Origin of the sequence: Okeania sp. SIO2C9 (assembly GCF_010672455.1) — a bacterium.
In the GTDB taxonomy this organism is placed as follows: domain Bacteria; phylum Cyanobacteriota; class Cyanobacteriia; order Cyanobacteriales; family Microcoleaceae; genus Okeania.
In genome coordinates, this window is record NZ_JAAHGO010000057.1 from 24,632 (window position 1) to 38,273 (window position 13,642).

General features: G+C 38.4%; 8 protein-coding genes. 6 read left to right on the forward strand and 2 right to left on the reverse strand.

The features are described 5' to 3' along the window. The first annotated feature begins 11 nt into the window (after positions 1–11). From F6K23_RS29740 to F6K23_RS29750, 3 genes are all read left to right on the forward strand, one after another. Positions 12–530: a tetratricopeptide repeat protein gene (locus F6K23_RS29740; RefSeq protein WP_124144534.1), complete on the forward strand. Its 519-nt coding sequence runs from the start codon at positions 12–14 to the stop codon at positions 528–530. Beyond that, positions 493–777 carry a transposase gene (locus F6K23_RS42990; protein WP_375340800.1) on the forward strand — a complete coding sequence of 95 codons (285 nt, stop codon included), beginning with the start codon at positions 493–495 and terminating at the stop codon, positions 775–777. The genes F6K23_RS29740 and F6K23_RS42990 overlap by 38 nt, the downstream gene beginning before the upstream one ends. Before the next feature lie 212 nt (positions 778–989). After that, entirely contained in the window at positions 990–1,145 is a 156-nt protein-coding gene (locus tag F6K23_RS29750) for a hypothetical protein (protein ID WP_293162537.1), read from the forward strand. 299 nt (positions 1,146–1,444) lie between these two features. Here F6K23_RS29750 and F6K23_RS29755 read toward each other — a convergent pair whose 3' ends face one another. Both F6K23_RS29755 and F6K23_RS29760 read right to left on the reverse strand, forming a co-directional pair. Beyond that, positions 1,445–1,585 (reverse strand): hypothetical protein, encoded by a 141-nt coding sequence (locus tag F6K23_RS29755; RefSeq protein WP_293162540.1) that lies wholly within the window; start codon positions 1,583–1,585, stop codon positions 1,445–1,447. Between the two features lie 236 nt (positions 1,586–1,821). After that, complete coding sequence (locus tag F6K23_RS29760) at positions 1,822–8,697, reverse strand: glycerophosphodiester phosphodiesterase family protein (RefSeq protein WP_293162543.1); 6,876 nt, start codon at positions 8,695–8,697, stop codon at positions 1,822–1,824. Positions 8,698–9,564: 867 nt separating this feature from the next. Here F6K23_RS29760 and F6K23_RS29765 point away from each other — a divergent pair. The 3 genes from F6K23_RS29765 (at position 9,565) to F6K23_RS29775 (ending at position 13,148) form a co-directional block, all read left to right on the forward strand. Beyond that, positions 9,565–9,675, forward strand: coding sequence for a transposase family protein (locus F6K23_RS29765; RefSeq protein WP_293162546.1), 111 nt, complete (start codon positions 9,565–9,567; stop codon positions 9,673–9,675). Between the two features lie 371 nt (positions 9,676–10,046). Next, positions 10,047–10,226 carry a transposase family protein gene (locus tag F6K23_RS29770; protein WP_293162549.1) on the forward strand — a complete coding sequence of 60 codons (180 nt, stop codon included), beginning with the start codon at positions 10,047–10,049 and terminating at the stop codon, positions 10,224–10,226. A 1,863-nt stretch (positions 10,227–12,089) separates the two neighbouring features. Beyond that, positions 12,090–13,148, forward strand: a complete 1,059-nt coding sequence (locus tag F6K23_RS29775; RefSeq protein WP_293162552.1) for an ion transporter — start codon at positions 12,090–12,092, stop codon at positions 13,146–13,148. Positions 13,149–13,642 lie beyond the last annotated feature (494 nt).

Here is a 13,642-nt window from a genome sequence, read left to right on the forward strand (position 1 = left end):
CATTTTTAAAAATGTTTTATAAAAAATCTAAGTACAACTTATTGGCCATAGCTATAATACTCAGCTTCGTCAGCACTACTTCAGCTGATGCTTCAACTCTCAAACCAAGAGCAAAACAAACCCAATTAGCGAACACAACAATTATTGCCCTTGAAGTAGAAGCCAAAGAAGAATTTGATCGTGGGGTGAAACTCTACAAGGAAGGAGACCTGACATCAGCAGAAGCAGCATTTCGCAAAGCTATTGAATTAGATTCAGAATTTGCAGAAGCTTATGCTAATCTGGGTAGTCTTCTAGCCAATCAAAATAATTTGTCAGAAGCAATTTCCCAATTTGAAAATGCTGTTCGCCTCAAACCAGACTTAGCAGTGCTTCATTATCAACTAGGGGTAGCATTGTATTTGGAAAATAAACGACCTGAAGCATTAGTATCTCTCACTAAAGCCAGAGATTTATTAAAAGAACAAGGTAAAGGAGAAGATGCAGAAAAAATTGAGAAAGCAATACAAAGAATTCAAGCAGAATCTTAAGAGAAAAGCACAACTCAAGATAGCGGCATTACATAGACTAGTAGCTAACATCGGCAAAAATGCACTTCATAAATTAACAACATATTTAGCTAAAAACCACAGGGTTGTTGTTATAGAAGATTTTAACCTCAGCGGTATGTTAGCCAACCATAACCCACCCCCATCTCCTCCCAGGAGGGGAGCTAGAGGGGTGGGTGCAGACCAGGGATTTTATGAGTTTATATCAAATCCGGTTAAACAGCCATAGAATGGTTAAGTCAGGAGAAGTCAGGTAGTAGGGGCGTTAACGATAGTTATGCGCAAGCTTTCGGCCGTTCGCCCCTACAGGAGTCAGGAGGAGAGAGAATTACAAAGATGAGCGTAGTTATGACGATTGGAGAATTTTTTTATGTTTAATAAAACGGATTTGATATTAGGCGACAGCTTGAATATAAAACTCAGTGGTACGGTTGTGAGCTAGTGGTAGTTGATAGATTTTTCCCATCGTCAAAGACTTGCAGTAGGTGCGGTCATGTTCAAGATATGCCCTTATTCTATGATTTATATCAAATCCGTTTAATTCGGTATACAAAAATGTTCCATCTTCAACCATTACCAAATATTTCTCTCATATAGAATCCGGTTATATAATATATGCTTATAATTCTATCCACACTTCAATATTTAATATAAAATCAGGTTATACAGTTATCGCACTTTCTACTTCCATTCAATGCAGACATAAAATGCCGGAATATCCACAGATAATTCCAACTCTCATCCTTTCTTCCTGCTGAGGACTGAGGACTGAGGACTGAATCCTCTCATCATACAATAACTAATTATCCGGATACTATATTACTCATTACTCATTACTCATTACTCATTACTCATTAATCCTCAGTAATACGATAACTAATTACCCGGATTCTATATCACTCCCCATCTCCCCATCTCCCCATCTCCCCATCTCCCCATCTCCCCATCCCCCCATCTCCCCATCTAATTACACCGATGCTACCGGATTTGATATTACAGGACTTACGCAAATTGACTGTTGGTGATTTAAAAGTCAATTTGCATAAGTCCTGATAAATATAGGGAAGTTCCATGGAACCTTCCTAATAAAGTGTCTGTACTACTTGAAAGATGTTATAGCAATGTGCGCTGGCATATTTACAAATTGCAGGAATTGTCCAATAGCTAAAAGTCTTAATATTATTCCTACGGAATGCTTGCGCAAACAGATTTTTATTCCCCCTATTGCCTGTTGCCTTCCGGAGCTGTTGCCTGCGCGCAGCGCTATACCTTCTTACCTAATTTGGAAATTATCCTCAGTAATAGTAGGTGCACCATCAAGTTCAGCAAATATAGTCAAGTCACCACCTAAATTACCTTCATAGAAATAGAAAAGAAAACCAGAATCTTCACTGTAGACGATTAAAGCATCTGATGCAAATGCGTCGTCATCAGTAGCAACTATTTCAAAATCACTATTATCACTGAAACCTATTCCAGCAGAACTATTAAGGTCGCTAAAAGTTGACTTATCTAAAAGAATTAAGTCGCCTTGGTTTCCTGGTTCTTCTGGTCTGAGGTCTGGTTGGAAATCAGTAATTAAATCAATACCAAAATCTTCTGGATCGAATGGTTCACTGCCACTATAGATGAAAAGGTCAATACTTGCTCCACCAGTCAGAGAATCAAATCCCGGACCACTATTAATACGATCGCGACCTTGACCACCATTTAGAACATCATTACCATCACCACCAAACAAGAAGTCAAAACCCTGACGACCTTCCAGAATATCATTTCCATCTTGCCCGTATAGGAAGTCACTACCACGACCACCAATAATTTCGTCGTCACCAAAACTACCTGCTAAAGTATCGGCACCATTCAATCCCGAAATAGTATCGTCACCAGTTCCACCATTGAGTGGGTCTGCTTGGGGAGTACCTTCAATTAATTGGTCTTCCTCAGGAGGTGTATCTTCAATAACGATTTGAACTCCTTGATTTTCCGCATCAACAGCATAAGCATCTTCTGGTTGCAACTCAATAGTTCTGGTTTCATCTCCTTCCTCCTCACCATCAAAAAGAGTGGTCCAGGTAACGGTTGCTGTAGTTGCACCTTCATCGATCGTAATTACCGAGCGTACCACTTCATCACCTATTGCGTTGATAGGTTGAAACTCAGAAGCATTGGTTAACTCTGGAGGGAAATCTAGATCGCCGAAAGGACTATCAGAATATGTTTCTGACCAAACTACCCGTAAACCTCCTTCTGGAGCTGGTGCATTTAAGTTGAAAGTTAAAGAGTATTCATCTTCTTCTTCAACAGTGTCAGGTTCAACTGCGATACCTACTGTTATAGGTGTATCTTGAATAACGATTTGAGCTACTTGATTTTCTGCATCTACCTCATAAGCATCTTCTGGTTGCAACTCAATAGTTGTAGTTTCATCACCTTCCAGTACACCATCAAAAAGAGTCGTCCAAGTAACAGTTGCTGTTGTTGCTCCTTCCTCAATGGTAATTGCCGAACGTCCGATTTCATCACCAACTGGATTTAGAGATTCCAAGTCAGAAGCATTAGTTAACTCAGGAGGGAAATCTATATCGCCGAGTTCATTATCAGAATCTGTTTCTGACCAAACTACCCGTAAACCTCCTTCTGGAGCTGGTGCATTTAAGTTGAAAGTTAAAGAGTATTCATCTTCTTCTTCAACAGTGTCAGGTTCAACTGCGATACCTACTGTTATAGGTGTATCTTGAATAACGATTTGAGCTACTTGATTTTCTGCATCTACCTCATAAGCATCTTCTGGTTGCAACTCAATAGTTGTAGTTTCATCACCTTCCAGTACACCATCAAAAAGAGTCGTCCAAGTCACAGTTGCTGTCGTTGCCCCTGGGTTAATAGTAATGGCAGAGCGTGCGAGTTCATCGCCTTCTGCTTCGAGTTCTTCTAGGTTAGAAGCATTGGTTAGCTCAGGAGGAAATTCTATATCGCCAAAAGCATCATCAGAATCTGTTTCTGACCAAACTACCCGTGTACCTCCTACTGGTGCTGGTTCACTTAAGTTGAAGGTTAATACATATTGATTTCCTTCACTTACTATTTCTGGTTGGAGGTTGATACCGACTAAAAGTTCATCTTCCATAACTATTTGAGCTACTTGATTTTCTGGGGCAATACTATAACCTACTTCTGCTTGTAAGTCAATAGTTGTAGTTTCATCTCCTTCCACTACACCATCAGCAATAGTTGTCCAAGTCACAGTTGCTGTAGTAGCCCCTTCGTCAATAGTAATAGCAGAACGTGCGAGTTCATCACCTACTGCTTCAAGTTCTTCTAGGTTAGAAGCATTGGTTAGCTCAGGAGGAAATTCTATATCGCCAAAAGCATTATCAGTATCCGTTTCTGACCAAACTACTCGTAAACCACCTTCTGGAGCAGGTACATTTAAGTCGAAGGTTAAAGAGTATTCATCTCCTTCCTCAACAGTATCAGGTTCAACGTCAATACTGACCGTAGGAATACCAACTCCTATTCCTGGTGCTAAGTCTAGAGGTTCGTCTAGCTGTATCTGAATAATCTCGTTATTATCAATATCCGGTCCCCGACCGATGGAGAAAGGATAGTTGTTGTCGTTGGCAACCAGAATTGTTTCTTCATCAAGAACTAACACATCCTCAATTGTGAAAAAGGGGAAGTCAAAGGTAGTGTCGCCATCACCGTTGAGGTCATTGGGGTCGTCAATATTTAGTAAGTCTACAACTTCCTCTTTATAAACAAAACCTTCATCGTCAACTACAGAAATGTCAATTTTAAAGATTTTCTTGAATTGAGCTTCATCCCCTTGACGACCATCCCGTTCAATGACTAAAAATTCATCGTCATTGATGGGAGTAAAATCACCGATGGCATGACCTGGTACATCGGTAGGATAGAAACCAATTAGATCGGTGAAAGAGCTAGACTCAGGATCGAACTCATAGATCCGGAGAGCATTATCTGGATCGCCAACAACTGCACCCTCTAATAAAGGATAGAAAGTATCGCGATCGGGACTGAATGCCATACCTTCATAACCACGGGAAGTCCGTAAATTTGGTTCATCAATAAATTGCTCTACAACTATGCTGCCAGTAGCAGGGAAGTCAGTAAAGAAACCATCTGCACCAATTTCGATGAGTTGTTCAAATTCTTCTCCAGGTGTTTGAGGTGTACCATCGGGGTTGAGAGTAAGGAAACTTTCTTCATCACGCAAGGTGTAAGGGTGAACCTGTAAACCTGCATCATGTGCCCAATCTATTATTGGTAATACTTCCCCAGTTAATTGAGTGGTAATTTCCGCGTTACCGTCACCGTCACCATCAACGGGTGTATCTATATCATCCCGGAGCAAGAAACTATTTTTCCAAGGTCCTAAACCGTCAGCGTAGGCACCGATTAGTTCGATTACTTCCGGGTTTGCTAGGTCAGCGTAGGTAGGAACACTAGAGAAGTCGATTTGGTCAGCTAGGTTGCCGTAGATAGCACGAGTATTAGCAGTTTCGAGGAGAGGTTGTAGTCTTTCAGGATCAAAGGAAATGTCTGCTTGAGTTTCTCCCACAGGATCAATCCCAGTAACTTTAACTATCATGTCGTCAAAGTCTTGATTGGAATTAGCAAAGGGCAACTCTTCGGCGGCAATGATGAATTCGTTTTCAACTTCGGAATAAATGGCAAACTGAGGATCGCTCTCTGGATTCAGAGTATTGTTAGTCGAAAAGGTGTAGCTTTCGGCTCCTAATCCGGTAGGATCGCCAATGGGCAAGCTGTTTATTAGTCCAAAGTGAACTTGTTGGCTAAAGTTATTGGCGACTTCATCGCCATTAATGGTAACTGTACCTGCCTCGCTAATGGTAACTTCGATAGATTTAGGTGCGCTGTCTGGACCAGCAAATAGAACGACAGTGTTATCGGGATTGGTGGCATCCTGTAGAATAAATTGGTTAGTATCTTGGAGGTTGCCAAACTGATCGAGTATCTCTTGGGGAGCTCCAGGTCCGGGATTTTTCTCAGCAAAAAGGGTTACGGTAAAAGCACTACCGGTGAAAGTGGCATAGTTGACCTGATCTGCGATAGCATCAATACCAGTGGGTTCAAACTCCTCAGCATTAGCAACGAAATCGAAGGGTACTGAGAACCCGCCGCCACCTTCGTTGATGGAGTCATCTTCAGTGTCACCGAGTAACTGCACTAGCTTTAGGTTTTCGAGACCTTGAGCAGGTAATATTTCGTTGCGCAGCTCAAGTAGGTTTTGAACTTCAAAGGACTGGATAAAAATACGGTTGGGGTCGGTAAAACCTGTGTCTTGCAGGGTTTGAATTAAAGGTTCTTCTAAGGATAAATTCTGCTCGTCGAAGAATGTAGGGTGTTTGGTTTCTGGATAGATACCAACTTCAAACCCGAATTCTTCCATTTCTTGTACTAATTCGATAACTTCTTGGAAGGTGGGGATTTCAAATTCACCATTGAAAGATTGGTCGCGGAAGTCACGAGATTGAACGGCACGCAGTTGTTTGATTTCTGCTAGGGTGAAATCTTCTGCAAAGTAACCAGTTTTTTCTTCACCGTCAAGAATTTTGGTGTTTTGGCGTTCTGGACCGAATACTTCAGCAACGTTGGTGGTATCGTCTAGCAGTGGTTCGTGACGAGCGATAAGTACACCATCAGAAGTAATTACAAGGTCTGGTTCAACGAAGTCCGCACCTTGAACAATAGCTAAACGATAAGCTTCTAAGGTATGCTCTGGGAAGTCACCACTTGCACCCCGGTGTCCGATAACTATTGGTGCGCTGCCGTCGAGAGTATTGAAATTATTGAGGTTAGGATTTTGGGGCGCTCGTACTTCGTCGGCAACAATAGCATCCCGAACGGGAACTCCTGTGCGTGCAAAGTCGGTAAAGAAACCATCTGCACCAATGTCTATAAGTTGTTCAAATTCTTCCTCGGCAGTTTGAGGTGTTCCTGTTCCTAAAACTTCAAAGGAAATACTACCCTCAGCAACATAAGCTCCTCCTGTTGGAATAAGTAACCCTGTATCTGGGTCTGTTATAAAACTGACGTCGGAATCTTCTGACAGAGGAAAACCAAATCCCAAGAAACCAGAAGTATCAACTTCAGTATCAATTGGATCGACTGTACCACTTCCCTGAATAATTTCCAGATCGTTATCATTCAAAAAGTCTTCGGATATAAAGACGCTGTTGAAGCTACCTGAGTCTGGACCACCAACTATGACAAACTCACCTGTTTCCTCATCGAGTTCTAACAAAAAGTTGTCAATAAAGAAACCTGCTTCTTCACCTGCTAACTCAGGTTTAGCTATTTCTTCAGCAAATTCGGGAGCAATAAAAAAGGGAATAGCTGGCGTAGAAACTATTCCTGTATCTGGGTCTAAGACTAAATCTGCTGGAGTGAATGTAAAGTCAAAGAATGGTTCTAGATTATTACCTTGTTCGTCAGTTTGAGTATTATCAATACGACTATAAAGAGCAGCATTTCCACCGGGACGGTCTATACCTATTAAGGCGTTGACAATTAATTGCGGACTGTCAAATTCCTCAGTATTATTAGGGTTGAGAGTTAAGAAACGTTCTTCATCTCGCAAAGTGTAGGGGTGAACTTGTAAACCTGCATCGTGTGCGTCATCAATAAAGGAAGTAATTTCTCCTGTCAACTGATCGTCAATTTCTGCTTCTCCATCTCCATTTACATCAACTGGAGTATCGATAGATTCGCGCAACAGAATGTTATTTTTCCAAGGTCCTGCACCTTCTGCATAAAGGTCGCCAATAACTTCTAGAAATTCTGCACTGTCAAGGTCTGCATAAACAGTATTTTCAGAGAGAGGAACTTCTGCTGCATCTAGGAATTCTTGACCGTAGATATCTACTAAGTCGTTACCTTCAGCAACATTAAACCGGATATCGAAGGGGAAGGAGAACCCAGCTTCAGGATTAGCTCCTTCAGTAGTATTTCCATATAGTTGAACTAAAGGAATATCTCCGAGTTCTGCATCATCTAACTGTTGTTGTAAGTCAATTAAGTTGGCAAACTCAAACGACTGGATAAAAATACGGTCAGGGTCTGTGAAACCTGTGTCTTGCAGGGTTTGAATTAGAGGTTCTTCTAAAGATAAATCCTGTTCATCAAAGAATGTAGGGTGTTTGGTTTCTGGATAGATGCCAACTTGAACACCTGTTTCTGCTTCTACTCTTTGAACCAGTTCAATAATTTCTTGGAATGTGGGAATCTCGAAAAGTCCATCAAACTCAGGGTCGCGGAAGTCGCGAGATTGAACTGCACGCAGTTGTTTGATTTCTGCAAGAGTAAAGTCTTCAGCAAAATAACCAGTTTTTTCTTCACCGTCAAGAATTTTGGTGCTTTGGCGTTCTGGACCGAATACTTCAGCAACGTTAGTGGTATCATCTAGCAGTGGTTCGTGACGAGCGATAAGTACACCATCGGAAGTCGTTACGAGGTCAGGTTCAATAAAATCAGCACCAGCGGCGATCGCTGCTTCATAAGCTGCTAAGGTATGTTCTGGTAAGTCTCCGCTTGCACCTCTGTGGGCAATAACTAGAGGATCTTGGCCGTTAAGGGTATTGAGTTCTATCGGATTTGGAGTAGCAATAGGAGCTTCTAATAAAGTTCCGGTACCATCGAAGTGTAGGATATAAGGTCCGAATTCTTCTCCTATCCAAATATCGCCATTATTATCAATAACAAAAGACTCGAGGTCGAAGTCTGCTCCAGTGAGGAGGCGATCGCTTGTATCTTCATTAACAATATCGAAAGGTATCAGATTATTAGGATCTGCTAGTTGAATAAAATCTTGAACATCAACACTAGCATTGCCATCTTCAACTCCAGCAAAGTCGGGGTCAACTTGATATAGTCTGAGCAAATAATCTGGACTATTTCCTTGAGAACCGAAACCGTTATCAGAGAGAAACCAATAGGTGCTGCCATCTTCGCTACCAGGAGCAAATTGAACGCCACTAAATCCTTGTACTGGTTGACTGTCAAATGGCGTGGGTCGATTATCTGTATCAATGAAGTTTCCTGATGGGGGACCTTCTGCAAATGTGTCTGCTGGTAATACAGCAAATCCTGTTAATTCTGCCATTTGATTCTCCTCTCACCTTAAAATTGATGTTTTAGATTGATTTTTTATTTGGAAATTTGATCAAAAAAAGTTTTATCTAAGGCATGAAAATACAGTCAATAAATATGCCTCGTAGTTGATTTTGAGGAATCAATCTAAATCCAAATGTCTGAACAAGCTGAAATGTCTATTTGACTCTTTCAGCTTTGATATATAAATCAATTGGAAATTTTTACTAATTCCCAAGACATCTTATTGGGTGAAGATTAAATAAATATTTCCAGGAGGTTAAGAAAAGATTTATTTTCGGTTAAATAAAATCAAAAAAATAGTTAAGTTACAGAAAATAGGAAATATTTTATCTATATTTTTTAGGCTACAAAAAGAAAACAGGACTTACACAAAAGATGAAATTATACACCATTTGTAGGGGGTTAACGGCCGTTAACTATATGTGGTGGTTATGTCTAAGTCCTGAAAAAGTTTAGTATAGGTACTTCAGCAAAATTAATTGTTTAGCAGAATAAAGAAGGAAAAATATTGTTGTCTGAGTTTTAAGCTTTTGACCTGTGTGCGCCCTTTTCTTTGACTGCGATATTAACTTCTCTCTCTCTAAGGGTTTACAGAGGAAGTTATATTTCATTAATGGATAATAGGCATCTCCGAAAAATAAATAAATTGTGATAGAGTCATATAAAATGTAATTTTTTATGGCTAATTATGACCAGTATGCTTGACTACATTCATAATCATCCACAAGAATCAGAACGTTTATTAGGTATCAAGTATGAACAGGCACGAAAAGTTATTAAAACAAGCCGAAAAACTCCACAATAATAAGCAAGAGATAGCCACAGCTAAAAAAGGCGCGAATAATTGCTTCTGGTGGTGGTAGACCGCCTAAATTATCCATCTCAGCAACATTTTATTTTAACCTTAACTTACTTAAGACATTTGACAACATTTCAACTGCTAGGAATTCAATTCGGAGGAGCGTGAAACTACAGCTAATGATACCTTTAATTATTGGTGGCCAATTATCGGTGATTTATTACCAGCTAGTTTATTAGAACAGGTAAAAAAAACTCAAGGGAGCGAGAAATTATCTCCGAAATTTTAACAGAGTATGAATTAATCGTAGATAGCTATGAACAAGACTTACATTGGCCAAAAAAATCTGAAAAACAAAAAGAATATTATTCGGGGAACAAAAAAAGTCATACAAGGAAAAGTCAAGTAATTGTGTTAAGTTGCAGGTAAGGATATTGTTGATGTAGAAGCAGGAAAACCAGGGAGAAAAAGCGAGTGCTAATTGGTGGGGTCTCCCCAGAATGTAAGACGCACATCTGAGAGTGACATAAATTTTTTTCGTGAGACTAGGGCAAAATTCTCAGCAAAAACAAAAATTTACTGGGGATAAAGCCTATGTGGGAGAATCAGCAATAAAAACACCTAAAAAAAAGCCCAAAAATCAAGAATTAACCAGTCAGGAAAAGTCCCAAAATAAAGACCTTGCTGCTGAAAGAATAATTGAGCGAACATATAATTAGATTACTAAAAATATTTCGGGTAGTTAAAGAAAGATTTAGACTAAATTCTGAGAAATATGTGCAAATAATTAAGACTATTTGTGGCCTGGTTAGATTACGAATAGGTACATTTATTTTGTAGTATTAAATCAACCTTGATAGAGACATCAATTATTGAATTGATATGACTATTATTGAGCGAGTTTTTAATAGTAAGTATCCATAACACTGAGTTGACCGTGAAAATTAACTTCTATTAGCATTTGCGATCGCTTCCTAAAAGATAGTTATAGTAAGTGTTCGACTATTTTCGGAGATGTCTAATGGATAATGGATAATGGATAATTACCTCTGGTTAAAACCGTTACGGAATTGAATATAAGGAAATATTATTTCTTCTCTTGGTCGATTGGATATGGCGCAGGTTTCGGAGCCATCCCTCGACCGCTTTTTCCCCTTAAAAGGGGAGGCTTCAAGGTGCGAATTATTTAATTATTAATTATTAATTATTCGGTAAGCATTCCACAGGAAATACTTACAGTTATATACAAATTTTTTGCACTACTACTTAAGTTAGTTATGAAAATTAAGTTAGTCGCTTAACATCAAAATTTTTTTGCTAATCTTCATGTAAATACTGAATAATTTTGGTGGACTGAAAAATGACTAACTTGATAAATCAATCTTGTTTTTTTGTCAATCAATAAAAATTAGTCTTTTAGGTTAATTTATATCAACTTACTGCCATGGTAGAGATTTTTTTTAATGTCTGACTATAGAAATTTGCACCTCAGCTATCAGTCTGATTTTTTCTATCTTGAAAGATATAGAGATAACTTAATTTTTACCGAATAATTAAAGTTTAAAGCCTCTCCTTTAAAGGAGAAAAAAAGCGGTCTATCTTCGGAGATTTCCGTAGGATGGGATGGCGATATAGCAATGTGCGCTGGCATATTTACAAATTGCAGGAATTGCCCAATAGCTAAAAGCGTTATATTATTCCAACGGAGATGCTGCGCAAACAGATTTTTATTCCCCCTATTGCCTATTGCCTGTTGCCTGCGCGCAGCGCTATATCTCCTCGCTGGCTGACCATCGACCAAGAAAAGAAAAAATTTTCACGCTCCGCGTCAATCCTCTTTTTTTCAAGGAGAGGTAATTGTTAATTATTAATTATTAATTATTAATTGTTGAACACTTCCCTTTGTACCGATATTCAGGAAAGAGTATACTTTTATATTTTAACTTATTGCCATCAATAAGTAAGTATTAAAAGAAACAATTTTGGATTTAATATTTTAAATTATTAGTAAATATATTTTGGTGTAAGAATATGGAAATTTTTATTGCTAGAATAAAATTAGACTATTATAAACCCTCTTTTTCTAAAAGCGCAGCACCAAAAAAAATGCGTACCAAAAAAAATCCCTAAACCCCTATGCTTAATTCACGGCGCTACGGAATTTATAGCACTACATAAATATTCCTCTATTTCCTACTTCCTACCTCCCTACTCCCTACTCCCTTTTCACTCAGATTTATTGTCAAACGCCAAAGAACGTACTGCTATATTTATCAGAATTTTCTTACTTCTCATGATGTACTACCAGTTACTTTTAGCCTCTTATAAAGGAGCTAACGCGCTTTATCTACCCTAGTGCAGGATGGCGGAAATAACTGACCAGTTACAAAATCCTAAAACAATTACAAATCAAAAATGATTGACTGTCTTGAGTGCGTCTTACATTCTGAGGGGACCTCAGAATTACGCACTCGCTTTTAACTTCCGCGTAGCGACACTAGGTCATACCGCTATTCCATATTCCCTTCTTAAAATTTCAGAAAAAAATCAATGTAAACATTAACTTTGTTAGTAAAAAAATCATGAAAATAGAGAAAAAACGTAAATCTTTGAAAGAGCAAATTTACTATATTTTTGAATATTCAGACCAGAAAAATTTTTTTAGTTTGCTAGATGATTTGCTGATTACTATTTTAACAAGCATTAGTGTCAGTGCGTTTATTTTGGAAACTTCTCCCACATTTTCAGATATTTATTCTGAAGATTTAGAATTAATCGAAATAATGATAACAGGATTGTTTACTTTAGAATATTTTATCAGAATCTGGGTATGTACAATTAATCCTAAATATCGTCATCCTATTAGTGGGAGATTAAAATATATAATTACCCCCTTATCCATAATAGATCTTATAGCTATTTTGCCATTTTATTTGCAAGTATTATTTCCCAGTTTAGGATTTATAAAGTTTACATTATTACTGCGTTTATTTCGCTTATTTAAAATTAGTAGATATTCTGAGTCACTGCGGACTATTATTAAAGTTATAGTTCTCAAAAAAGAGGAACTAATAGCTACATTGCTAATAGTAATTTTTGTATTAGTCTTTGTTTCAAGCCTCATGTTTTTTGCCGAAAATGAAGCACAACCAGAAAAATTTTCTAGCATTTTAGAGACTATGTGGTGGGGAGTAGTAACTTTAACAACTGTGGGTTATGGAGATGTTTATCCTACGACTAATGTAGGCAAATTATTAAGTGCTGCTGTAGCATTTTTAGGTATCGGAATTTTTGGTCTACCAGCAGGTATAATTGCATCTGGTTTTGCAGAAGAAGTTCAAAAAAGAAGGGGTAAAAAAATAGTTCATCCAGTAGGAAAAGATATTAAAATAACTTCAGAAACTACATTTCCCTTACATTCAGATGTCAGACATCATATACACTCAGACTTTAGACATCATCATACAAAACAAGATCAAAAACAGGCGATCGCTGACTATATTGAGGAATCATCTGAGATTATGAAACTTTGCATCGAAACAGCAAAGAAAAAGTACGGAAATTATTTTCAAAATGAGGAAATTATTAAAGATTTTGCTATGGTTCTTTATCAAGAAACAATGCGCAAATTTCATCGTTAAAAGTCACTTCAGTTATCAGGAGTCAGGAGTCAGGAGTCAGGAGTCAGGAGTTAGGGGTACTTAGAGGAGGTAGGAGCTAAGTTTTGTAAGAATAATTTTTCTGCCCAACTATGCGCCTAAAATACTATGCACCTAAAATACGCTTCTTTTTGAGGCTTTTAGACTGAAACAGGCGCACTTTTTCAAGGCACCAAAAAGGCTAAAACCTTTATCTGTAAATACTTTTAGATTTAATCAGCAAGCCCTAAATATCTACCAAGCCACGGATTTATATACTACTTTTAATGATACAAATTGAAGTGCGTGTGGGTGGGTTAAAAGTCAGGAAGGAGTAAGGAAGTAAGGGAGTGGGGGAGTGATATAGAATCCGGGTAATTAGTTATCGTATTACTGAGGAGTAAGGAGTAAGGAGTAAGGAGTAACGAGTAAGGAGTAACGAGTAAGGAGTAATATCAAATCCAGTTGAATACTTAATTGTATTGTTGGGGGAGATG